The sequence below is a fragment of the Duganella sp. CF458 genome (genome assembly GCF_900113115.1).
Classification (GTDB): Bacteria; Pseudomonadota; Gammaproteobacteria; order Burkholderiales; family Burkholderiaceae_D; genus Rugamonas.
This window is the reverse complement of the sequence record NZ_FOOF01000024.1, coordinates 31,417-54,934: the sequence shown is the minus strand read 5'-3', so window position 1 is coordinate 54,934 and position 23,518 is coordinate 31,417. Positions and strand designations below refer to the sequence as shown.

General features: G+C 64.7%; 20 protein-coding genes. 9 read left to right on the top strand and 11 right to left on the bottom strand.

Going from position 1 to position 23,518, the window contains the following annotated elements:
- The first annotated feature begins 18 nt into the window (after positions 1-18).
- Entirely contained in the window at positions 19-2,250 is a 2,232-nt protein-coding gene (locus tag BM269_RS27165) for an ATP-binding protein (RefSeq protein WP_090445088.1), read from the top strand.
- A gap of 7 nt (positions 2,251-2,257) precedes the next feature.
- On the opposite strand, the gene proC is transcribed toward BM269_RS27165, so the two are convergent.
- Positions 2,258-3,094, bottom strand: a complete 837-nt coding sequence (proC, locus tag BM269_RS27160) for a pyrroline-5-carboxylate reductase (RefSeq protein ID WP_090445085.1) — start codon at positions 3,092-3,094, stop codon at positions 2,258-2,260.
- 4 nt (positions 3,095-3,098) lie between these two features.
- The gene (locus BM269_RS27155) at positions 3,099-3,806 is read right to left on the bottom strand and encodes a YggS family pyridoxal phosphate-dependent enzyme (RefSeq protein WP_090445082.1); all 708 of its coding nucleotides are present in this window, start codon (positions 3,804-3,806) and stop codon (positions 3,099-3,101) included.
- 57 nt (positions 3,807-3,863) lie between these two features.
- Here BM269_RS27155 and BM269_RS27150 point away from each other — a divergent pair, with 57 nt between their 5' ends.
- The 5 genes from BM269_RS27150 to BM269_RS27130 are packed head-to-tail and all read left to right on the top strand — an operon-like array spanning position 3,864 to position 10,595.
- Positions 3,864-4,907, top strand: coding sequence for a type IV pilus twitching motility protein PilT (locus BM269_RS27150; protein ID WP_090445079.1), 1,044 nt, complete (start codon positions 3,864-3,866; stop codon positions 4,905-4,907).
- A gap of 2 nt (positions 4,908-4,909) precedes the next feature.
- Entirely contained in the window at positions 4,910-6,046 is a 1,137-nt protein-coding gene (locus tag BM269_RS27145) for a PilT/PilU family type 4a pilus ATPase (RefSeq protein ID WP_090445076.1), read from the top strand.
- Positions 6,046-6,531 carry a glutathione peroxidase gene (locus BM269_RS27140; protein ID WP_090445074.1) on the top strand — a complete coding sequence of 162 codons (486 nt, stop codon included), beginning with the start codon at positions 6,046-6,048 and terminating at the stop codon, positions 6,529-6,531. Before BM269_RS27145 ends, BM269_RS27140 begins: the two co-directional genes overlap by 1 nt.
- A 15-nt stretch (positions 6,532-6,546) precedes the next feature.
- Complete coding sequence (locus BM269_RS27135) at positions 6,547-9,615, top strand: MHYT domain-containing protein (RefSeq protein WP_090445071.1); 3,069 nt, start codon at positions 6,547-6,549, stop codon at positions 9,613-9,615.
- Positions 9,612-10,595, top strand: coding sequence for a response regulator (locus BM269_RS27130; RefSeq protein WP_229204819.1), 984 nt, complete (start codon positions 9,612-9,614; stop codon positions 10,593-10,595). Before BM269_RS27135 ends, BM269_RS27130 begins: the two co-directional genes overlap by 4 nt.
- 2 nt (positions 10,596-10,597) lie before the next feature.
- Here BM269_RS27130 and glcF read toward each other — a convergent pair whose 3' ends face one another.
- From glcF to BM269_RS27115, 3 genes are read right to left on the bottom strand one after another with little or no spacing between them, the layout of a single operon-like run.
- Positions 10,598-11,833 carry a glycolate oxidase subunit GlcF gene (glcF, locus tag BM269_RS27125; protein ID WP_090445065.1) on the bottom strand — a complete coding sequence of 412 codons (1,236 nt, stop codon included), beginning with the start codon at positions 11,831-11,833 and terminating at the stop codon, positions 10,598-10,600.
- A 1-nt stretch (position 11,834) separates the two neighbouring features.
- Positions 11,835-12,911, bottom strand: a complete 1,077-nt coding sequence (glcE, locus tag BM269_RS27120) for a glycolate oxidase subunit GlcE (RefSeq protein WP_090445062.1) — start codon at positions 12,909-12,911, stop codon at positions 11,835-11,837.
- Between the two features lies 1 nt (position 12,912).
- Complete coding sequence (locus BM269_RS27115; RefSeq protein WP_090445059.1) at positions 12,913-14,370, bottom strand: FAD-linked oxidase C-terminal domain-containing protein; 1,458 nt, start codon at positions 14,368-14,370, stop codon at positions 12,913-12,915.
- 102 nt (positions 14,371-14,472) lie between these two features.
- On the opposite strand from BM269_RS27115, the gene BM269_RS27110 reads away from it, so the two are divergent.
- Positions 14,473-15,027: a cob(I)yrinic acid a,c-diamide adenosyltransferase gene (locus BM269_RS27110; protein WP_090445056.1), complete on the top strand. Its 555-nt coding sequence runs from the start codon at positions 14,473-14,475 to the stop codon at positions 15,025-15,027.
- On the opposite strand, the gene BM269_RS27105 is transcribed toward BM269_RS27110, so the two are convergent.
- Entirely contained in the window at positions 15,024-15,920 is an 897-nt protein-coding gene (locus BM269_RS27105; protein ID WP_090445053.1) for a LysR family transcriptional regulator, read from the bottom strand. The genes BM269_RS27110 and BM269_RS27105 overlap by 4 nt on opposite strands.
- 101 nt (positions 15,921-16,021) lie before the next feature.
- Between BM269_RS27105 and BM269_RS27100 the strand changes: the two genes are divergently transcribed.
- Positions 16,022-17,242 (top strand): SGNH/GDSL hydrolase family protein, encoded by a 1,221-nt coding sequence (locus tag BM269_RS27100; protein WP_090445050.1) that lies wholly within the window; start codon positions 16,022-16,024, stop codon positions 17,240-17,242.
- On the opposite strand, the gene BM269_RS27095 is transcribed toward BM269_RS27100, so the two are convergent.
- Positions 17,228-17,962 (bottom strand): M48 family metalloprotease, encoded by a 735-nt coding sequence (locus BM269_RS27095; RefSeq protein WP_090445048.1) that lies wholly within the window; start codon positions 17,960-17,962, stop codon positions 17,228-17,230. The two genes, BM269_RS27100 and BM269_RS27095, sit on opposite strands and share 15 nt — an antisense overlap.
- An 85-nt stretch (positions 17,963-18,047) precedes the next feature.
- Here BM269_RS27095 and BM269_RS27090 point away from each other — a divergent pair, with 85 nt between their 5' ends.
- Positions 18,048-19,130, top strand: a complete 1,083-nt coding sequence (locus tag BM269_RS27090) for an early set domain-containing protein (RefSeq protein ID WP_139232887.1) — start codon at positions 18,048-18,050, stop codon at positions 19,128-19,130.
- On the opposite strand, the gene BM269_RS27085 is transcribed toward BM269_RS27090, so the two are convergent.
- From BM269_RS27085 to BM269_RS27070, 4 genes are all read right to left on the bottom strand, one after another.
- Positions 19,127-19,516, bottom strand: a complete 390-nt coding sequence (locus tag BM269_RS27085; RefSeq protein WP_229204818.1) for a glutaredoxin family protein — start codon at positions 19,514-19,516, stop codon at positions 19,127-19,129. The two genes, BM269_RS27090 and BM269_RS27085, sit on opposite strands and share 4 nt — an antisense overlap.
- 176 nt (positions 19,517-19,692) lie before the next feature.
- Entirely contained in the window at positions 19,693-21,900 is a 2,208-nt protein-coding gene (locus tag BM269_RS27080) for a zinc metalloprotease (protein ID WP_090445041.1), read from the bottom strand.
- A gap of 47 nt (positions 21,901-21,947) precedes the next feature.
- Positions 21,948-22,250: a hypothetical protein gene (locus BM269_RS27075; protein WP_090445038.1), complete on the bottom strand. Its 303-nt coding sequence runs from the start codon at positions 22,248-22,250 to the stop codon at positions 21,948-21,950.
- A 126-nt stretch (positions 22,251-22,376) separates the two neighbouring features.
- Complete coding sequence (locus BM269_RS27070) at positions 22,377-23,378, bottom strand: hypothetical protein (protein WP_090445035.1); 1,002 nt, start codon at positions 23,376-23,378, stop codon at positions 22,377-22,379.
- Between the last annotated feature and the right edge of the window lie 140 nt (positions 23,379-23,518).

Below are 23,518 nucleotides of genomic sequence, written 5' to 3'. Positions count from 1 at the left end.
CAAAACTTTTATGTTGCAATGTTCGTCCCCGCCAAGAGTTCTCCCGCCCAACCGGAACGGCCCGCGCAGTACCACGGGCCGGATGATTTCCTATCCCGGCGGCTGCATGGCCTGAACGAACAGGCTGACAGCCTGCAAATCTGGCGCAACAACCTGCTGAACGGGCTGTGCGCCGTTGCCTTCTTCCTCGGCATGCTGGTCGCGGTGCCCAGCGTCGTGGGCAGCATGAAGATGAACCAATGGCCGCTGATCGTGAGCGACATCGTCGCCCTGTTGTGCGTCGGCGCCTTGTATTTCTGCCGCGCCCCCTCTTTCCGCTTCCGGGCGCTGGCTTTCCTGGCCATCTGCTACCTGCTGGCGGTGGTGCAGCTGTTCTCCGTCGGCCCGCTGGTCCAGCCCTACCTGCTCGCCGTGCCGATCCTGTGCACCGTGCTGCTCGGCATCCGCCCCGCCATGGCGGCCCTGCTCTGGTGCAGCGCCACCTTGTTCGCGGTGGGCTATTTCGCCGGCATCGATCCGGGCTTGGCCAATGTCTTTGTCAGCATGCTGATGCACTGGTCGCTGGTGGCGTTGAATTTCACCCTGGTGGCAGCCGTGCTGGTGGTGTCCTGCGCCTACCTGCTGAACGGGCTGGAAGGCGCGCTGGCGCGCCAGCGCGCGGTGCAGCAGGCGCTGGAACAACAGGTCGCCACCCTGCAGGCGCGCGACCTGGAACTGCGCGAGTCGACCGCGGCCCGCAAGGCAGCGGAAGAATCGAACGAGCAGAAGTCGGAATTCCTGGCCATGATCAGCCACGAGGTGCGCACGCCGCTGGGCGGCGTGATCGGCATGCTGCAGCTGGCCAAGAAAGACCGCACCCTGTCGGCTGAAACGCGCAACAAGCTGCGCATCGGCCTGGGCAACGCCGAAGTGCTGCTGCACATCATTAACGACATCCTCGATTTTTCGCGCCTGGAAGCGGGCAAGATGCCGTTCGAAAGCATCGACTTCGATTTGCCGGCCCTGCTGCGCGATGTGGTGGCACTGCTGGCGGACCGCGCCGAAACCAAGGGCATTTCGCTGGTGGCGGAGATCGACCCGGCCTTGCCGCGCTGGTGGCGCGGCGATCCGGTACGGCTGCGGCAGGTGGTGATGAACCTGGTCGGCAACGGCGTCAAGTTCACCGAACGCGGCGAAGTGCGGATGACGGCCGGGGTGGCGCACAACGGCGGCATCGCGCTGACCGTCAGCGATACCGGCATCGGCATCGAACCGGATGCAATTTCCCGCCTGTTCCGCAAATTCGAGCAGGCCAATGCCGCCACTTCGCGCAAATACGGCGGCGCCGGCCTCGGCCTGGCAATCTGCAAGAACATTGTCGACGCCATGGGCGGCACGATCGAGGTACGCAGCGAGCGCGGCGCCGGCAGCGTATTCGAGGTGCATCTGCCGCTGCAGGCCGGACAGCCTGCAATGGAACGGGTGCTGCAGGCGCGCGCCCCGCATGCCCTGCGCCTGGAGGTCCTGTGCGCGGAAGACGGCAGCACCAACCAGATCATCCTGCGCGAGCTGCTGGGCGAAATGGGCCATGCGGTAACCATCGCCGAAGACGGCGCCGCTGCACTGGCGCGCCTGGCCGAACGCGATTTCGACCTGGTCATCATGGATAGCCGCATGCCGCGCATGGACGGCATTGCCGCCCTGCGCCTGTTGCGCGCCGGCGCGGCCGGCGTGCGCCAGCCTGCGATTCCGGTGATTGCGCTGACCGCGAACGCGGCAGCGGAGGAACGCGAGCGCTTCATGGAAGCGGGCGCCAATGGTTTCCTGCCCAAGCCGATCGACGAAGCGAACCTGCATGCGGAAATCGGCCGCCATGCCGGCTTGCTGCTGCATGCGCCGCGCCGGGACGAACTCGACGCCATGTTCGGAACCGCGGGCGGCAGCGTGCCGCCGGCGCCGGCGCGCGCCCTGAGCCCGGCCGCTTGCGCCGCCTTCAAGCAGGAAGGTCCGCGCCAGCTGGCCGCCATCCGGCAAGGCATCCAGGGCGGCGACATGCCGGCCGTCAGCCTGAACGCGCACAGCCTGCAGGGCAGCGCGGGCTTGTTTGGCGCACGCGAACTCAGTGCCCTGTGCGGCCTGGTCGAAATGCTGGCCGATGCCGGCAAGGTCGAGCGCATCGCAGCGCTGCTGACCGAAGTGGAAAGCGAACTGGCCGCCTTGCTGGCCAGCCTGGACCAGGTTGCCGCCAAGGGCCACCTGGCGCCGGCCTGAGCTTGCCTCAGCCGGCTGCGCCCAGCTGCTCGCCCAGTTCCTTGCCGCGCGCGGCGGCGGCTTTGACGGCGGCGATGATGGCGGCCTTGACGCCGCCCGCTTCCATACTGGACAGCGCAGCATGGGTGGTGCCGCCCTTCGAGGTCACTTTTTCGCGCAGCAGCGGCACCGGGTCGGGCGACTGCAACGCCAACTGGGCCGCGCCGGTGAAGGTGGCCATGGCCAGCTCCCGGCCCTGCTGCGCGCTCAGCCCCAGTTCCTCGGCCGCCTGCTGCATCGCTTCGATGAAATAGAACACATACGCCGGGCCGCTGCCGGAGACCGCGGTCACGGCATCGATCTTGGCCTCATCGTCCAGCCATACCGTGGCGCCGACGGCGCGCAGGATCTGGTCGGCCGCTTCACGCTGCCCGGCGCTGACGCCGGAAGATGCCACCATGCCGGTCACGCCCATGCCGATCAGCGCCGGCGTGTTCGGCATGGTGCGCACGATGGCCCGGTAGCCGCCCAGCCAGCGCGCCAGGTCGGCGGCGCGGATGCCGGCCGCGATCGACAGCACCAGCGGCGCCCGGCCGGCCGCCTGCGCCGCCTGCAGCAGCGGCAGCAATTGCTGCGTCACTTCGTGCATGACCTGCGGCTTCACCGCCAGCACCAGCACTTCGGCGGCGGCCACCGCCTCGCCCGCAGCGGCGGCGACGGTCACGCCGTATTCCTGGCGCAGCTTCTCCAGCGAAGCCGGGTTGGGGTCCACCACGTGGATATTCGCACCCGGGGTCAGTTTGCCGGCCAGCCCTGCGACCAGGGCAGCGGCCATATTCCCGCCGCCGATAAACGCAATCTTCATCTCTTTATCCTTTGCTGTAGTCGCGGGCGCCGAAAATGGCGCTGCCGACGCGCACGATGGTCGCGCCTTCGTGGATGGCGGCACGCATATCGGCCGACATGCCCATCGACAGCGTGTCAAGCGCAATGCCTGCGGCGCGCAATTGTTGGTGCAGTTCAGCCAGCACGCGGAAAGCCGCGCGCTGCTGGTCGAAATCGTCTTGCGGCTCGGGGATGGACATCAGGCCGCGCAAGACCAGGCGCGGCAGCGCGGCCACGGTGCGGGCCAGCGCTGCGGCGTCGGCGGGCAGCACGCCGCTTTTGCTGGCTTCCCCGCTGGTATTGACCTGGATGCAGACCTGCATGGGGTGCAGGCCCTGCGGGCGCTGCTCGCTCAGGCGCTGCGCGACCTTTTCACGTTCAATCGTGTGCACCCAATCGAAGTTTTCAGCTATAAGACGCGTCTTATTGCTCTGGATTGGTCCAATAAAATGCCACTCCAACGGCGTGCAGCCGCGCATCCGGGCCAATTCGTGGATCTTGTCCACACCTTCCTGCACATAGTTTTCACCGAAAGCACGCTGCCCCGCCAGCACCGCCTCGAAAACTGCCTGTGCCGGGAAGGTCTTGGAAACGGCCAGGAGCTGCACTTCGTTGGGCGTACGCTGCGCTTCGCGTGCGGCAACGTTAATTGCTTCAGTAACAACTTGCAAGTTGTGGGCTATTGTGGACATAATCGAATGAGACAGTGCCAAGCTTTTTTGGCTATTGAAAAAGCACAGGGATTATAAATGGACATTTCCGAACTTCTCGCATTCTCCGTCAAAAACAAGGCATCCGACTTGCACCTGTCGGCAGGGTTGCCGCCGATGATCCGCGTGCACGGCGACGTGCGCCGCATCAACCTGCCGCCGCTGGAGCACAAAGACGTGCACGGCATGATCTATGACATCATGAACGACGGCCAGCGCAAGGCATACGAAGAGATGCTGGAATGCGACTTTTCGTTCGCCATTCCGGGCCTGGCGCGTTTCCGCGTCAACGCCTACAACCAGGAGCGCGGCGCCGCAGCCGTGCTGCGTACCATTCCTTCCAAGATCCTCTCCCTGGAAGAACTGAATGCGCCGCGCATCTTTTCCGAATTCGCGCTCAAGCCGCGCGGCCTGGTGCTGGTCACCGGTCCGACCGGCTCCGGCAAGTCGACCACGCTGGCAGCGATGGTCAACCACCTCAACGAAAACGAGTACGGTCACATCCTGACCATCGAGGACCCGATCGAATTCGTGCACGAATCGAAGAAGTGCCTGATCAACCAGCGCGAAGTGGGCCCGCACACGCTGTCGTTCAACAACGCGCTGCGCTCGGCGCTGCGGGAAGACCCGGACGCGATCCTGGTGGGCGAATTGCGCGACCTGGAAACCATCCGCCTGGCGCTGTCGGCGGCGGAAACCGGCCACCTGGTGTTCGGCACCCTGCACACCTCCTCGGCCGCGAAAACCATCGACCGTATCATCGACGTGTTCCCGGCGGAAGAAAAAGAAATGGTGCGCGCCATGTTGTCCGAATCGCTGCAGGCCGTCATTTCCCAGACCCTGCTGAAGACCAAGGACGGTTCCGGCCGCGTCGCCGCCCATGAAATCATGATCGGCACCCCGGCCATCCGCAACCTGATCCGCGAAGCCAAGATCGCCCAGATGTACTCCGCGATCCAGACCGGCAACAACGTCGGCATGCAGACGCTGGACCAGAACCTGACGGACCTGATCCGTCGCAACCAGATCTCGCCGGCCGTCGCACGCGCCGCCGCCAAGATCCCAGACAACTTCCCAGGGTAATCATGGAACGCGACCAGGCATCAAAATTCATGTTCGACTTGCTGCGCCTGATGGTCAGCAAGAAGGGCTCCGACTTATTCATCACTGCCGGCTTTCCGCCGGCCATCAAGATCGACGGCAAGATGACGCCCGTGTCGGCGCAGGCGCTGACGCCGGCCCATACGTCCGACCTGGCCCGTGCGATCATGAACGACAAGCAGACCGCTTCGTTCGAGCAGACCAAGGAAGCCAACTTCGCGATCAGCCCGGGCGACCTGGGGCGTTTCCGCGTCTCCGCCTTCGTGCAGATGAGCTCCGTGGGCATGGTGCTGCGTACCATTAACAGCTCGATTCCCGAGTTCGACGAACTGGGCCTGCCGCCGGTGCTGAAGGACGTGATCATGTCCAAGCGCGGCCTGGTGATCATGGTCGGCGCCACCGGTTCCGGCAAGTCGACCACGCTGGCGGCCATGGTGGGCCACCGCAACGCCAACAGCTACGGCCACATCATCACCATCGAAGACCCGGTCGAATTCGTGCACCCGCACCGCAACTGCATCATCACGCAGCGCGAAGTGGGGGTCGATACCGAGGACTGGGAAATCGCCCTGAAGAACACCCTGCGCCAGGCGCCGGACGTGATCCAGATCGGCGAGATCCGCGACCGCCAGACCATGGACCACGCCATCGCCTTCGCCGAAACCGGCCACCTGGCGCTGGCCACGCTGCACGCCAACAGCTCCAACCAGGCGCTGGACCGTATCATCAACTTCTTCCCGGAAGAGCGCCGCCAGCAGCTGCTGATGGACTTGTCGCTGAACCTGAAGGGCATGATCTCGCAGCGCCTGATCCCGAAAAAGGATTCCAAGGGCCGTGCCGTGGCGGTGGAAATCATGCTGAACTCGCCGCTGATCGCGGACCTGATCTTCAAGGGCCAGGTGCACGAGATCAAGGAACTGATGAAGCGCTCGCGCGAACTGGGCATGCAAACCTTCGACCAGGCGCTGTTCGACCTGTACGAAGCCGGCCAGATCACCTATGAAGATGCGCTGCGCAACGCGGACTCGGTGAACGACCTGCGCCTGGCCATCAAACTGGAATCGAAGGAAGCGAAAACCCGCGACCTGGCGGCCGGCACCGAGCACCTGGGAATCATCTGATGACCTCGGTTTACGACTTCAGCGCCGACAGCCTGTCAGGCCAGCAGGTGGACCTGAAGCAGTACCAGGGCAAGGTGCTGCTGATCGTGAACACTGCCAGCAAATGCGGTTTCACGCCGCAGTACCAGGGGCTGGAGGAACTGCACCGGCAGTTCGCCGGCCAGCCCTTCGAGGTGCTGGGCTTCCCCTGCAACCAGTTCGGCCAGCAGGAACCTGGCAACGCCGGGGAAATCGGCGCCTTCTGCGAGACGAACTACGGCGTCACCTTCCCGCTGTTCGCCAAGATCGACGTCAACGGCGACAATGCGCATCCGCTGTACCAGCACCTGAAAAAGAATGCGCCGGGCCTGCTCGGCACGGAAGCCATCAAGTGGAACTTCACCAAATTCCTGGTGCGCAAGGACGGCAGCATCCATGACCGCTATGCGCCCACCACCAAGCCTGCCGAGCTGGCGGACGACATCCGGAAGCTGATAGCGCAATAAGGAAGGGGCGCCGTCATGGGCGAGATCAAGCACTACTTGATCCAGCTGTTCTCACCGCCTGCCGACCCGGCGCTACTCACCTACGGGATTTACACCCCCTCGCTGGTCATCCTGTCGGTGCTGGTGGCGGGTTTTTCCTCCGCCATGGGCTTGCAGATGGCCGGCCAGGCAGCACGCAGCAGCAAGCGCATGCTGCGCCTGGCCGCACTGATGACCGGCAGCATGGCCCTTGGCAGCGGCGTATGGGCCATGCACTTCATCGGCATGCTGGCCTTTAACCTGTGCACGCCGGTTTCCTACGATCCCGCCACCACCCTGCTGTCGATGCTGCCCAGCGTCGCCGCCTCCACCGTCGCCCTGTCGCTGCTGAGCCGCCACCGCATCGGCTTGCGCAGCCTGCTGGTGGGCGGCGCGCTGGTCGGCGCCGGCATCGGCGCCATGCACTACACCGGCATGGCCGCCATGCGCTCGGCATTGCAATTGCGTTATGACCCCTGGATGTTCGGCCTGTCCATCGTGGTGGCCGTCGCACTGGCCACCCTGGCGCTGTGGGTGCGCTTCGGCTTGCAGGGCCTGCAGGGTGTACGGCGGCAGCTGGGCGAAAGCGGCACCACCGCCCTGGCGGGGCTGATCATGGGTTGCGCCATTGCGGGCATGCACTACACCGGCATGGCGGCGGCGCGCTTCGTCGGCCGCGTGCCGCTCGATCCGGCCAGCGGCATTGCCAATGCCGGCTTCCTGGCGCTGGCAGTGACCCTGACCACGGCGCTGCTGACGGCGCTGGTGGTGTTCGCCAACGGCATGCTGCGCTACCGCGCCCTGTTCCATCACGTGAGCGACCTGGAACAGGCGCTGCGCGCCAGCGAAGAGCAATTGCGCTCGCTGGTGGCCAATATCCCCGGCATTACCTTCCGCTGCCGGAATGCGCCGGGCTGGCCGCTGGTGTTCGTCAGCGATGCCATTGAAAGCATGACCGGCTATCCCCCTTCCGACTTTCTCGGCGATCCGCCCAAGCGCCTGTTCGGGGAACTGGTGCACCCGGACGACTTCCCTGCGGTCGTGCAGGGAGCCCGCCGCGCCGTCGAACAGCGCCGCGCCTTCACGCTGGAATACCGCATCGTCCATCGCGACGGCAGCATCCACTGGTTCTGGGGCAACGGCAATGTGGTGCTGGGCCCGAGCGGCGAAGTCGAGCTGCTGGACGGCGTGGTGCTCGACATCAGCAACCGCCGCCTGATGGAGCAGGATTTGCGCTTCGCCAAGGAGCGCGCCGAGGGCGCCGCCGCGGCGCGCGCCGCCTTCCTGGCCAATATGAGCCACGAGATCCGCACGCCGATGAATTCCATCCTCGGCTTTACCGACGTGCTGCTGCACGGCGAACTGACCGCCGTGCAGCGGCGCCACCTCGACACCGTGCGCAATGCCGGCCGTTCGCTGCTGCGCCTGTTGAACGCCATCCTCGACACGGCCAAGCTGGACAAGGGCGCGGTGGAACTCGAGCTGCACGATTTCAGCCTGCTGGCCATGAGCGACGAGTTGTCATCGACCATGGGCAATGCGGCCAAGGCCAAGGGCTTGTCGATGGCGCTGCACTACGACCCTGCCCTGCCGAACTGGATCCACGGCGACGAACTGCGCGTGCGGCAGGTGCTGACCAACCTGCTGGACAACGCCATCAAGTTCACCAGCCAGGGCAGCGTGGCGCTGACCGCCAGCGCCGCACGCGACGGCGAACGGCGCATGGTGCATTTCGCCATCAGCGATACCGGCATTGGCATCGCGCCCGACCGCATGGGCGCCATCTTCGAGCCCTTCGTGCAGGCCGACGCGTCGATGAACCGCCGCTTCGGCGGCACCGGCCTGGGCACCACCATCTGCAAGCAACTGGTGGAGCTGATGGACGGGCGCCTGTGGGCCGACAGTACGCCCGGCAAGGGCAGCACCTTCCACGTGATGCTGCCGCTGCTGGCCGCGCGCGACGAGGCGGTGCGCAGCGCGGTCGCGCCGATCCTGCTGCCGCCGCTGCACCTGCTGGCAGCCGACGACGTGCCGCAGAACCTGGAAGTGCTGATGCTGCTGCTGGCAAAGCTGGGCCATACCGTGACCGGCGCCAGCGACGGCGCCATGGCGGCGCAACTGGCCTCGGAGGCGCAGTTCGACGCCATCCTGATGGACGTGCAGATGCCGGGCATGGACGGTCTGGAAGCCACGCGCCGCATCCGCGCCGACGAAGCGGCCAGCGGCCGCCCACGCACCCCGGTGATCGCCATGACAGCCAGCGTACTGGAACGCGACCGCGACGCCACGCGCGCGGCAGGCATGGATGGCTTCACCACCAAGCCGGTCGACGTGGCCGTACTGACGCAGGAACTGGCGCGCGTCCTGGGCATGCCTGCCGGTTCCCCGCAACTGGCGCCGGCCGCCGTTCCGGTGCGCGGCATGGTGCTGAATGCGGACAAGGGTCTGGCGCGCTGGGCCGGCCAGCACCAAGCCTACCAGCGCGCATTGCGCCGCTTCGCACAGGATTATGAAAGCGCAGAGCAGGAGCTGAGGTCCGCCTTGGCAGCCGGCCACCACGCAGCCTGTGCCGCGCTGGCCCACCGGCTGCGTGGCGCCGCCGCCAACCTTGGCATGGAACAATTGGCGGATGCCTTGTGGCGTCTGGAAAGCGGCTTGCAGGCACAGGACAGCCGCGCTGCATTGCCGGATTTGCTGGAACAGGCTGCGCAGCGCTTGACGCAAGCATTGGCAGCCGTGTGGACGCTGGACGATGTGCATGCCGAAGCCGCCGCTGCCGCCGATACCGCCGACGAAGACGCGGCGCGCCGCACCAGCGCCCCGGCCGCGCCGCTCGACCTCGCGCGCGTACGGGCGCTGGGCAATACCATGCTGCATTCGCTGGAGCGCGGCAGCTTCGACCAGCAGGAACTGGCAGCGCTGTCGGACGTGCTGCGCGGCTGCGCCGCCGAACAACAGCTGCAGGCTTTGCAGCGCGCACTGGACGATTTCGATGTCGCGGCCGCGCGCGATGCGCTGCAGGCGCTGCTCGACGAATGCCTGGACATGCAAAGGAAAACCCCATGACCCGACAAGCCAGCGTGCTTGCCGTCGACGACGAATCGACCAACCTGCAACTGCTGCGCCAGATCCTGCAGGACCAGTACCGGCTGCTGTTCGCCAAGGATGGCGCGCGGGCCATCGAACTGGCGGTCAACGAAAAACCCGACCTGATCCTGCTTGACGTGATGATGCCGGAGATGACGGGCTACGACGTGTGCCGGGTACTGAAAGCCAATCCCGCCACCAATGGCATTCCCGTGATTTTCGTCACCGCGCTGACCGATTCGACCGATGAAGTGGATGGCTTCGAGGCCGGCGCGGTGGACTTCATCAGCAAGCCGGTCAGCCCGGCCGTGGTGAAAGCCCGCGTCAAGCTGCACCTGTCCATGGTGCGCATGGAGGAGCTGCGCGCCAGCCGGCTGGCCATCGTGCAGCGGCTTGGCCTGGCGGCGGAATACAAGGACAACGAAACCGGCCTGCACGTGATCCGCATGAGCCATTACGCGCGTCTGCTCGGCACCGCCGCCGGATTCGACGAGCAGGAAGCGGACGACTTGTTCATGGCGGCGCCGATGCACGATATCGGCAAGATCGGCATCCCCGACAAGATCCTGCAAAAGCCGGGCCGCCTGACGCCGGAGGAATACCTGATCATGCAGACCCACCCCGGCATCGGGGCCCACATCATCGGCCAGCACGAAGGCGGCATGCTGGCCATGGCGCACGACGTGGCGCTGTCCCACCATGAAAAGTGGGACGGCAGCGGTTATCCCAACCGCCTGGCCGGCGAAGACATTCCCCTGGCGGGCCGCATCGTGGCGGTAGCCGACGTATTCGATGCGCTGACGTCCGTGCGGCCCTACAAGGCGGCGTGGGCGCTGGAAGAGGCGTGCGCCTGGATGCGCGACCAGCGCGGCCGGCATTTCGAGCCGCGCCTGGTGGACCTGTTCCTTGACCAGTTGCCCGAAGTGACGCGCATCATGGACAAGTGGGCCGAGCGCTGACGCTAACCGTGCAAGGCGCGGTCGACCAGTTCGATCCAGTGTTCGACCGGCGTTTGCGTGCCGGACTGCAGGTGGCCGATACAGCCGATATTGGCCGAGACAATCCGCTGCGCACCGGTGTCCGCCAGGTTGGCAAGCTTGCGGTCGCGCAGTTGCTGCGACAGTTCCGGTTGCAGCAGCGAGTAAGTGCCCGCCGAGCCGCAGCACAGGTGGGCGTCACGGCACATCGTTACTTCCACGCCGATCGCGCGCAGCAGGGCTTCCACCTTGCCGCGAATCTGCTGGCCGTGTTGCAGCGTGCAGGGCGGGTGCCACGCGACCGGTGTGCTTACTGCCTGGCGCGCGCCCGTGCGTTGCACCAGTTCGGCCTCGAACGCCGGCAGGATTTCGCTCAGGTCGCGCGTCAGCCCCGAAATGCGCGCCGCCTTGGCGGCATAGGCGCTTTCGTGCGCCAGCCAGTGGCCATATTCCTTGACCGTGACGCCGCAGCCGGAAGCGGTCATCACAATCGCCTCCACCTGCGCCTGCTCCACATAGGGCCACCAGGCATCGATATTGCGCCGCATATCGCCCAGCGCCGCGTCCTGGTCGTTCAGGTGGAAGCGCAGCGCGCCGCAGCAACCGGCGCCGGGCGCGGCGACCAGCTGGACGCCCAGGGTGTCCAGCACACGCGCGGTAGCGGCGTTGATATTGGGCGCCAGGCCAGGCTGCACGCAGCCTTCCAGCACCAGCATCTTGCGGGCATGCCCGGAGGCCGGCCATACCGTCGCCGGGCTGCGCGCCGGCAGCTTGTCCTGCAACGGCTTGCTGAGCAAGGGCTTGAGCAACTGTCCCGCGCGCAGGGCAGGCTCGAACAGCCAGCGGCGCGGCAAGGCTTCCTTCAGCACGTAACGCCGGATCCGGTCCGGCAGCCTGCGCGGTACGCGTTGCTCGACCACCTTGCGGCCGATGTCGGCCAGGCGGCCGTATTGCACGCCCGACGGGCAGGTGCTTTCGCAGCTGCGGCAAGTCAGGCAGCGATCCAGGTGAAGCTGGGTGCTGGCCGTGACGGGCGCCCCCTCCAGCACCTGCTTGATCAGGTAGATGCGGCCGCGCGGTCCATCCAGCTCATCGCCCAGCAGCTGGTAGGTCGGGCAAGTGGCGGTGCAGAAGCCGCAATGCACGCAGGCGCGCAGGATCGCTTCCGCCTCGTCGCCGTCCGGCGTGCCTTTGATGAAATCTGCCAGGTTCGTTTGCATATCAGTACATGCGGCCGCGGTTGAAAATGCCGGCCGGGTCGAAAGCGGCCTTCAAGCGCTCGTGAATGCGCGCAATGGCCGGCGCCAAGGGATGGAAGGCGCCCACGCCCGCCCCCAAATCCTCGCTCTCCACCCGGTAGCGGGTAGCGTGGCCACCCGCAGCAGCCGCGACGCGCCGGATATCATCGGCCACGCCGCGATCGACGCGCAGCCAGCGCTGCGCGCCGCCCCACTCGATCAACTGCTCGCCGCGCATGACCAGCGCGCTGGCGGCACCCGGTACCGAGAGGCGCCACAGCTCCGCCGCTCCCGCCTCCGCACTGGAGAAGAACTCGCCGCGCTGGTCGCGCAAGGCGTTCCAGAACGCGTCGCCGCCAGCCAATGCTTCGCCACCCATGCCGGCCTGCGCCGCCCTGACCGCCGCCTGCGCGCCGGACAGTCGCACGGTCAGCACGCCGGCATGCCAGCAAGTTCCCGACACCGGCAAAGGCCGCCCCGCCCACTCGTTCATCATGCGCAGCGCCCCGATTTCGTCCACCTCGAAGCGGATGCTCGCCTCGCAGAACGGCACCGGCAGCACCTTCAGCGACACTTGGGTAATCAACCCCAGCGTGCCCAGCGAACCGGCCAGCAGGCGCGAAACATCATAGCCGGCCACGTTCTTCATCACCTGGCCGCCGAAGGACAGCAATTCGCCGCGGCCATCCATCAGCTGCGCGCCAAGCACGAAGTCGCGCAGCGCCCCGGCGCTGGCACGGCGTGGACCGGACAAGCCGCTGGCCACCACGCCGCCAATGGTCGAACCGGGCCCAAAGCGCGGCGGCTCGAACGCCAGCATCTGCCCATGCTTCGCCAGCAGGGCTTCGATCTGCGCCAGCGGCGTGCCGCAGCGCGCCGTGATCACCAGTTCGGTCGGTTCATAGTCAACCACTCCCGCGTAAGCGCGCGTATCGAAGACCTCGCCCACCACGTTCTGGCCATACCAATCCTTGCTGCCGCCGCCACGCAGCAACAGCCGGGTGCCATCGGCGCTGGCCGCTTGTATGCGGGCGCGGAATTGTTCGAGGATCGCATCCATGTCAGAACCTCGGCAAGCCGGCATGCGGCAAACGCCCCGCACGCACGTGCATCTTGCCGAATTCCGCGCAGCGGTTCAGCGTGGGAATGGCCTTGTCCGGATTCAGCAGCGACCAGGGATCGAAAGCCCGTTTCACCGCAAAGAAGGCCGCCAGTTCGGCATCGCTGAACTGCGCGCACATCGAATCGATCTTCTCGATGCCCACGCCATGCTCGCCGGTGATGGTGCCGCCCACTTCCACGCACAGCGCCAGGATATCGGCGCCGAAAGCCTCGGCGCGCTGCAGTTCGTCGGGCCGGTTGGCATCGAACAGGATCAGCGGGTGCAGGTTGCCGTCGCCCGCATGGAACACGTTGGCGCATCGCAGGCCATATTTTGCTTCCATCTGTTCAATGCCCAGCAGCACCCGGGCCAGTTGCTTGCGCGGGATGGTGCCGTCCATGCAGTAGTAGTCGGGCGAGATGCGCCCCGCTGCAGGAAAGGCGTTCTTGCGGCCGGACCAGAACTTCAGGCGTTCCGCCTCGCTGCTCGAGACCAGTACCGCGCTGGCGCCGGCCGCTTGCAGCACGGCCGTCATGCGGGCGATTTCCTCTTCAACCTCGTCCACCGTGCCGTCGGCTTCGCACAGCAGGATGGCTGCTGCTTCGGTATCGTAGCCGGCACGCACGAAGGGCTCCACCATGCGCGAGGAAGTGCGGTCCATCATCTCCAAACCGGCCGGGATGATACCGGCCGCGATCACGTCGGCCACCGCGCTGCAGCTCGCCACAACGTCATCGAAGGACGCCATGATCACGCGCGCGCTGGCGGGCTTGGGCACCAGCTTGACGGTGACCTCGGTGACGATGCCCAGCATCCCCTCGGAGCCGACGAAGGCGGCCAGCAGGTCCAGGCCCGGCGCGTCGAGACCCTCCCCGCCCAGCTCCAGCACGTCGCCCTCGATGGTAGCCACGCGCACGCGCAGCACGTTGTGTACCGTCAGCCCGTATTTCAGGCAATGCACTCCGCCCGAATTTTCCGCCACATTGCCGCCGATGGTGCAGGCGATCTGCGACGAGGGATCCGGGGCGTAATACAGGCCGTAAGGTTCCGCCGCTTCCGAAATAGCAAGGTTGCGCACGCCCGGCTGCACCACCGCCGTGCGCGAATAGGCATCCACGCGCTCGATCCGGTTCATGCGCGCGGTCGACAGCACCAGTCCCTCGGCAATCGGCATGGCGCCGCCGGACAGGCCGGTGCCCGCGCCGCGCGGCACGATCGGCACCTTGAATTCGCGGCAGATCTTCAGCACCGCCAACACCTGCGCTTCGTCAGCCGGCAAGGCAACCGCCATGGGAAGCTGGCGGTAGGCCGACAGGCCGTCGCATTCGTAGGGACGGGTATCCTCCTGTTCCGACAGCACGCTGGATGGCGGCAGGGCCGCGCGCAGGGCGGCAACGAAGGCTATGCTGTTATTCATTAATCCATTGTAAGTTCAAATCCTGCAACGACGCGGAAATCCCCTCCCAACCATTGGTAATTTGTCGTATCCTGCCACCGTTATCGACAAAGTGAGGCTGCAATGGGTAATCGACTCTCGAAAATCGCCACCCGCACCGGCGACAAGGGCACCACCGGCCTGGGCGACGGCTCGCGCGTGGACAAGGACAATGTGCGCATCCAGGCCATCGGCGAAGTGGATGAGCTGAACTCCAACCTGGGAGTGCTGCTGGCCGAGCCGCTGCCCGACGAAATGCGCGATGAACTGGTCTCGATCCAGCACGACCTGTTCGACCTGGGCGGAGAACTGTGCATCCCGGGCTACCAGATGATCAAGGAAGAACACGTCGAGCGCCTCGATGCGCTGCTGGCGAAGTACAACGCCACGCTGCCGGCGCTGACGGAGTTCATCCTGCCGGCCGGTTCACGCGCCGCCGCCGTGTCGCACGTTTGCCGCACCGTGTGCCGCCGCGCCGAGCGCGCCATCGTCACGTTGGGCAAGGTGGAAACCATCAACGACTTCCCGCGCCAATACGTGAACCGCCTGTCGGACCTGATGTTCGTGCTGGCACGTGTGCTGAACCGCTTTGCCGGCGGCAGCGACGTGCTGTGGCACCACGACCGCAAGCGCGGCTAAAACCCTGCCTGCGCGGCAAAGCGCTGCTGCAGGTAATCGAGCATGAGCCGCACCCGGTGCGGCAGGTAGCGGCGGCTGGGGTACAGCAGGTTCAGTTCCTGCGCCGTCCCCTGCCAGTCGCGCAGCACCCGGCGCAGCTTGCGCTGGGCCAGCAGGTCGTGCACCAGCCACTCGGGGCACAAACCGATGCCCGCGCCCGCGGCCAGCGTGTCGCGGATGACCAGCGCGTTGTTGACGCGATAGCGGCCATGCGTAGCCACCGTCACGCTTTGTTCTCCATCCGATAGTTCAAGTTTGTCGCCTGTGCTCAGCCAGGCGAAGCGGATGTATTCGTGCCCGGCCAGTTGCGCGGGCGTTTGCGGCGTGCCTTGCGCCTTCAAATAGGCCGGGGCGGCGACCAGCAAGCGTGGCGAGGCACCCACGCGGCGCGCAACCACGTTCGGCGGCAAGTCGCTGCCGAGGCGCACCGCGATGTCGACGCCCTCCTCCACCATGTCCACCATGCGGTCGTTCAGGATCAGCTCCACTTCGACGCCGGGATAGAGCCGCAGGAAATCCTGCACGTAGGCGTTGAGGCAGAACTGCCCCAATGCTACCGGCGCGTTGATGCGCAGCAGGCCACTGGCAGCGGCCGTTTCGCCGCGCACCTCGGCCACCGCGTCGGCATATTCTTCGAGCATGCCGCCGGCGCGTTCGTAAAAGCGGCGGCCCGGCATGGTGGGCGCCAGGCTGGCGGTGTTGCGCTCGAGCAGGCGCACACCCAGTTCGTCCTCCAGCGCTGCGACGATCTTGCTGATATTGGATTGGGTGGTGTGCTGTTCACGGGCGACGGCCGACAGGCTGCCCAGTTCGACGGCGCGCACAAAGCATTGGAGGGAGCGTAAGGTGTCCATAGTCATTCCATTTTGGACTTAACTATAGTCGATTTAGCCAACTACCAGTCGCATTCAGAATAAATGAGAATGTTTCCACCGCACTTACCTGGAGAACCCTCATGAAACGCCTGACTTTTTCCCTGGCAGCCCTGCTGGCCGCAACCGCCGTCCACGCAACCGAGTGGCACACCACCTGGTATGCCGCACCGATGCCCGCCTGGGGCGCCGAATTCGGCCTGCCCACCATGATGCCGCCTGCACTGGAGGCCCAGACCGTGCGCGAAGTCGTCCGCACCAGTATCGGCGGCGAGCAGGTCCGCATCACCTACTCCAACCGCTATGGCAGCGCGCCGCTCGTGATCGGCGAAGTTCGACTGGCACCGACCCGCGACGAGTCGTCGCGCGCCGCCTCGTCGCTGCAGGAAGGCGCAGGGGTGCGGCTGACCTTTGACGGCAAGCGCGGCGTGACGATCGCGCCGGGACAATCGGCCACCAGTGACGCCGCGGCCCTGCCGGTGGCCGCCCGCCAGCGCCTCTCGGTGTCGACCTGGCTGCCGCAGCGTGCGCCGGTAACCACCTTCCATTGGGGCACGCAGCAGACAGCATTTGCAGCGCCAGGCAAGCAGGTCGCCGCCACCGCGCTGTCGAACGCTCAAGCGCTGACAGGCCGCGCCTTCCTGAGTGCCGTGCAAGTCTCCGGCGCGGCGCAACGCACTGTGGTGGCTTTGGGCGATTCGATCACCGACGGCAACGGATCCACGCCCGACCGCAACCTGCGCTGGCCCGACCAGTTGGCCGGGCACGCCGACGGCGTCGCCGTGGTCAATGCGGGCATTTCCGGCGCGCGCCTGCTGTCGGACGGCATGGGCGAGAAAGCGGCAGCGCGTTTCGAGCAGGACGTGCTGGCGCAGCCCGGGGTGGATACGGTGATCGTCCTGCTGGGCATCAACGACATCGGCTGGCCCGGCAGCGCCTTCGCCCCGCAGGAAGCGCCGGCCACCGCCGACGCCATGATCGCCGGCTACCGCAAGCTGATTGCCACAGCGCGTACACGCCAGGTCCGGATCATCGGCGGCACCCTGCTGCCATTTGAAGGCGCCCTGCAAGGCACACCCTACGCCGGCCATTTTTCGCCGGCCAAGGACAGTGTGCGCCGCGCAGTGAACGACTGGATCCGCCGTAGCGGCGAGTTCGATGCCACCATCGATTTCGACCAACTGCTGCGCGACCCGGCTCGCCCATCCCGCCTGCGGCCCGAATTCGACTCAGGCGACCACCTGCACCCCAGCGACGCCGGCTACGCGGAAATGGCACGCGCCGCAACGCTAATCGTCAAGTAAGCGCGACATGCCTTTGGCGAGGCTGAGACGTGTGGTACCGCTGGGATGGCTGGCGAGTATGGTGGTGGCGCTGGAGTCCGCGGCAAGTTTGCGATAGAAGGTCAACATGGCCGAACAAGGCCAGCCTGCGCGATAGGCGATCAGCATGCCAAGTTGGTCGGCCTCCCGTTCCTGGATCGCGGAGAGTCTGGACAGGCGAAATTGCAGGGGAACGTCGGAAGCGAGCCGCTCCGCCACCACGTCAAGCGGCAAGTCGCGCCGACTGTCGAGCAAAGCTTCCGACAATGTCTCGCGCTCATGTTCGGCCACGATGTGCGCAATTTCATGCGCCAGCAGGATCGCCAGTTCACCATCGTCCAGCCGCAGACGCCCGGCAAACAAGCTGCCGAGCAACAGCTTGCCGCCCGCCTGGCTTTCAGCTTCGACGGCAGGATCGTCGGTGACATGCACTTCCCACGACCATCCCTTGGCGTCGGGCTTGAGCGCTACTGCGGCGCGGACCAGTCCTTCAGCGATGCGCCGGGCACGGAACAGGAGGGCCTTGTCGCGGTCAAGCCGCCCCGCTGCAGCGAGCGACACCGTCTGCTCGATATATTGGTCCCCTGCGCGCTGCTCCACTTCTTCGGCCGGAAAGCGCAGTTCTTGCCAGCGGCCCGAATCCGGAACTTGCGCACAGACTTGTGTGGCGGCTACCAACAATGCAAGCAAACGAAAGCGCATGCCACGCCCCCATAATGGAATAAACTATTTATACCAATCTAGTCGACGCCCGGCATGGGTACAAGAAGTTTGCTAGACTGCGCAGATGCGAAAAATTCAACAATACGTCTTTGCCATCGTTGTGGCCCTTGCGGCCGGTGGTGCAACAGCCCAGGACACGACGCCAAGCGTCGAGGTTCAGGACGTGAAAAACCCGGACATGAAATCCTACCGCGCGGTCGTGGCGGGACTGGATGCCTTCGAGCAGCATCATGCGCTGGCGCCGTCAGTGCCGGAATTGCGCTTCCGGCTGGTGGCGCACGAAGGACAGGAGCAACTGGCAGGCGATCCCCTCTACCTGCGCATCCTCGGCAACGGCGATCCGATCCCGCTCCCGATCGCGCAAGACGGCACATTCGCCGTGCCGCGCGTTCAAGCGGCAATCGACGACGATGCCGACCTGATCCTGAACCGCAAGAAGGGCGTGCTGAAAGGTTATCCCGACATCCGCACTCCCGGTTTGCCGGAAAATGTCCGCCGCCTGGGCGACTTGCGCCTGGAATGCCAGGTGATGATCGCCATCGCCAAGAAGGAAATGGGCTTGATGATGAAGTTATTCGTCAACACGGTAACGATGACGAGCAACTGGTGCGACATGAGCTTCGACAAGAAAAAAGTCAGGTTCTCTTTCCGCAGCCAACACCCGCTGGAAAGTGCGGACATTGTGGATGGCGAGCGCCGCGAAAGGCTGGAGACCAGCGACTTCAGCTTCCGCTCGCCGGTTGGCGAAAGCGATTGGTCGAACGAGGCGCGCATCGAGTTGCACTACGCGCCGGAACTGACGCTGGAAGAGAAAGCCAATCCCTGGCTGCAAACGCTGTTCGTGGTCGGTTCGATGTCCGATTGGGCGTCGCGCAATCCGCTGCGCAAGGTTGAGGATGGCGTCTACGCTGCGGAACTGGAACTGGGCAAGGGTGCCCACTCATTCAAGGTCGGCACGCGCGGCTTGACGGCAATCAGCCTTGGCGCTCCGGCACCGGAACAGCAAGTCGCGGATGGGGTGGCCGTGCCACTGGCAAAACAAGGCAAGCGCCTGCGGCTCAAGGTGGAGGCCCCGGGCCGCTACGCATTCACACTCGATGCACGCGACAAAGAAGCGCCAACCTTGCGCGTGGCCCGACTGCCCTAACGCGGGCCGCCGTTGGCCTTCAACGCCGCAGTGATAACACCGGCGTTGAAGCCTTCGATACGACGCTCGCCGATCAGCAACAGCGGAACGCCGCTGCCGCCCAGCTTCTTGAATTCTTCGCGCGCCTGGCCCGGCTTGCCGACATCCAGGTCGGCATACGCGATGCCTTGCTCCTTGAAGTAAGCACGCGCCTTGGCGCAGTAAGGACAAGTCTCGGTGCCATACAACACCACCCGTGCCTTATGCTGCGCAAGGTAGGCGGAGTAATCGCCCTGCACAAAATCCTTCTTGAACAGGGCGGGCACTTTTGCCACCGCCACGCCGACCGCAAGGCCGGCTGCCAGGATCAGGGCATACATGCCCAGGGTCTTCAAATGCTTGATCATCGATGTCTTCAGGGCGGTTACGATTGACGTTCAACGTTAGCGGAAGCAACTTTGTTGCTCAAGCAAAAACATGTATGCCGAAGCAATATTGCAACACTATTAATATGCTAGGCAAAAAAAACGGCGCCGCAGCGCCAGGGCCGTCACCGGCCTTGGCGCTGCGGCGCACCGATTGTTTAATTCCCTCCGCGCAGTTCGCGCTCGCGCAGCCGGATGCTTTCCAGCACCGGCTGAATCACCTTCCGTTGCTGCAAGGTTTGCAGCAAGGTCGATTGGGCGTCGGCAGCTTCGTCCTGGCGTCCCTGGTCTTCCAGCGCATCGCTGAAACGATCGACGTAATAGTGATAGTCGAAGTGTGACAGCGTTTCCGCAGCTAATTGCGGCCTGGCCAGCAGCGCTTCCTTGAACAAACGCGCGCCAGTGCCAAAGTCGGCGCGCTGCACCAGCAAGGTGGCCTGGGCATCGCGCGCCGACAGCAGTTGGCCGTCGGGCAGCCTGGACATGTCGAGCGATTTGCCTTCCCGTACCAGCGGCGATGCCAGCGCCACTTTTGCATGCAGCGCCGAGCGCGACTCGGGCAGCCGCTCAACCAGGGTGTTCAAGGTATCCAGGCCGGAATCCAGCACGCGGCTGCCGTCGAAGCTGAGGATGCGTCCCACCTCGTCGGAGAACAAGTCCTGTGCCAGATACTCTTCTTCATAGCTGCGTGGCGGCGAAATCCGCAATTGCAGCGGTGGCGAGACGATGTCCTCCGCCTCCAGGTGCAGGCAGAGCTGGACCATGTAGCGGCCCGGTTCGGAAATGTCCCAACCATTGCGGCCTGCCGAAATGAACAGCGACTGGTACGTCGCCTGGCCCGCCTGCAGCACGCGCTTTTTCTCTTCCCAGCAGCGGTTGGCGAAAGGATGGAAGCTGCGCGCTTCCTTGCCATCCTTCTTGATGATCACGGTCATGTGCTCGAGCTCTTCCAGGATTTTGTCCTCGATGAGCTGCGGTTGGGTGCTGGTGTTGGTGAGCTTCAAATCCAGTGTGATCGGTTCCAGGAATTCGAAGCGGGCCTCGGCACGGTTGACGCGCGCCTCCAGCTTGAAGCTCGGCTCAGGCAGCACGCGCGCCTGCTCGAAACCATGGTGGTCGAACCACGCTGCATTGCCCATCTGGACCAGGCGCGCGGGCGCATGGCGCAGGAACAGCAATTCCGCGTCGCTGAAGCGGAACTGGAAGTTGCTGAAGAAGGCAGTCTGGCCACCGGACACGCTATACGGATAGTTCATGAAGCTGCGCGCTTCCGGCTCATTCGCCAGGCCGGGAATCCAGGGCACGCCCAGTGCTTTTTGCCAGGAGTGCGCCAGGTTGAAGGCATGGCCCATTTCATGGGTAGCGGTCCAGAACACCATGCGGTTGATCCAGGCCGCCGGGTTGAGGTCGCCGGCCGGCGGCACCGCAATAAAGGAATTGGTGAAGATGGCCGTGCCCTGCCTGTGATTAGGGCCGATATCGTCGAACATGATGCCGCCCAGGCTGCTGCCCTGTTCGTGCTGGGCGGCGAAGAAGGTCCACAAGGCCCACTGCGACTTGTTGGCGAACTTGGACCAGTAGACTTGCATGGCGTCGTGCATTTCCTGGTCGCTCCATAACCCGTTGGCACCGGCACCGGCCAGCGGCACAATGCTGGGCGCGGGCGAGGTGCTGACGTCGAAGCCGGCGCGCTGGTAGACCTTTTGCAGGGTCAGCGTTTCATTCGGCAGGCTGGCCGGCCGGTTGGGGTGGGCGTGGGTCTGGATGGCAAACACCGGCTTGGCATCGGCGGTGCAGTCAAACTCGAACTGGACCGGGTGGAAGTATGGCGACTCGTACTGGAAGCCGCGTACGCGCTTGGCCGCGCCGCCCCCGGTAAAGATGGCCACGGCTTTGCGCAGGCCGGGGAAGATGCTGGTCGTGACCAGGATTTCGACGTTGGTGTAGGGGAAGGCAGCCGCATTGCCATCCTTGTACCAGATCGACCCCAGGTACTGGTGGGGATTGGGGCCGGGTTTCAGTTTGGCGATCCAATGCGTCTGCTGGCTCAACAGGCGCGTGATGGTGCCGCTGGCCGTCATTTGCGGATAGCGCCCATCAATGTCGAGGCACAGTCTTTCAGAAGTCAGCGGGAACACGATGTCCAGCTGATCGGTCGGGCCGCTGTCGTCCAGCGCCAGCTTGCCGGCAATGGCCGGCAGCGGCACCGCGGTATTCCACAAGTACAGGCCGCTCGCTGTCACCAGCAGCGGCGGGATCGGCAGGATCGGCAAGTCCAGCGCTTCGATACTCTCTTGCTCGACCGGGTCCGCCAGGCTGGCGGACGCCTGCTGCATGATGCCGGCCGGGGTGTCTTGAACACGCATGATGTCTCCTTTCAGAAAATACTGGCCGCCGCGGGCCAGCGCGCGCGCTACACGTAACCGAACGGTGCTTGCGAAATCCTGAATTGGATAGCCTTGCCGGGTTCGACATGAATGCCGGCCCATAAGGTTTGTATAAGGTTGATTTCGGTACTCGCCTGTTGCCCTGAATCGGGTAATGCGACTTCCAGCACGGCTTTGCCATCGGCGGCTTGGGTTGTGCCGGCGGCGGCAAAGCCTGTTTGCATGCGTGTGGTCACGTGGTCCAGGCTCAAGATCTCCACGCCATTCAAACGCGCGACAACACGATCGTCATCGAAGCCTTCTTGCAATTCGAGGTGCAAGGTTTGCATGGCCTGCTCTGTCTTTCAACCTGGGACTTGCCCAGTATAGGCAAGCGCCAGGCCGATAAATACGCGCATTGTCACATGATGCGCGCAAGCGACTCAGCCAATCGCACGAAGCCTGTGCGGCGGGCATCACCACTGTTTGTAGGTCAAGATCCGCTGGCGATGACGCCTTTGAAAATCCTGCATGACAGTCTGGTGGAAGTCCCGGTTATTGGTGGCGGGATTGATCCAGTTCTCGAAGCGGTAGGGCCGGAATGGCGCATCGGGGAAAGCCTCGCGGTTCCCGCCCGGGGCGGACCACTCGACGCTGGCCCCGGTCATCGTATTCACGGTTAGAAAATTGTCGACATTGCCCGCAGCTGTGCCGTGGGTGAAGTAGACCTTGTTGCGGTAGGCGGGATTGGAAAACATCAGCCAGAATTCGTGTCCGGTGAAGGTGACGCGGTTGATACCCTCATACAGCAGGCCGAGCAAGGGATCCAGGGGCTGCAATGGCTCCGCTGTGAACGCCATGCAGCCGAAGTTGCCTTCAAAGTTATAGTAAGTCTGGCAGACCCGGTTCTGCCCGACCATCGTCGGCGTCAGGTCCATTTTGATGCGCAGCGCCGCGTACATCAGGATGCCTTCGCGCTCGCCATTGCTGACCAGCGTATAGCCCGTGCGCGCACGTGGATCTCGAGCGCCGATCCGGCCCGGATCCATCGCGTAAGTCAAGAAGGCAATCATTGCCGCCGCGTCGGCCGGTAACTGGTACAGGTTCTCGTCGCCCGCGGTCCAGGGAAGGCCGCATCGCGCGAGGACCAAAGCTCGCCTGAATCGTTGTGCCTCATTCAAGCCCATGTCGTGGTTGTCATCAGCGATCTTGAAGTGGAACCAGGACAACTCATCTCCGGCGGCGGCTCCTGCGATCCGTTGCTTCAATCGTTCTGTTGTCGACAGCACAAAAGTGAAGCGCGTATCCATCACGCCGCCGCGGAACGGGTCATTGATGGGTTGCGCGTTTTGCAGGCAGACGGCCGGCACGTCGATCGTGCGCCTGGTACGGTCGATTTCCACGGGAACGGCGCTGGCGGCGACGCAGATTCCCGCCATGCATACAAACGACAGGCAGCTCTTCATCAGATGGCGCATTGCAGGACTCCTCATTGGCAGTGGATGAATCGGATGTGTTGCCGATTCATGTTACTGACCGGGCGTCCCGGGAACATGTCATTATCTGGCCTACCGCAAATGAAAACGGCGCCTTCTCCGGCGCCGTTTGTGTGTCAACT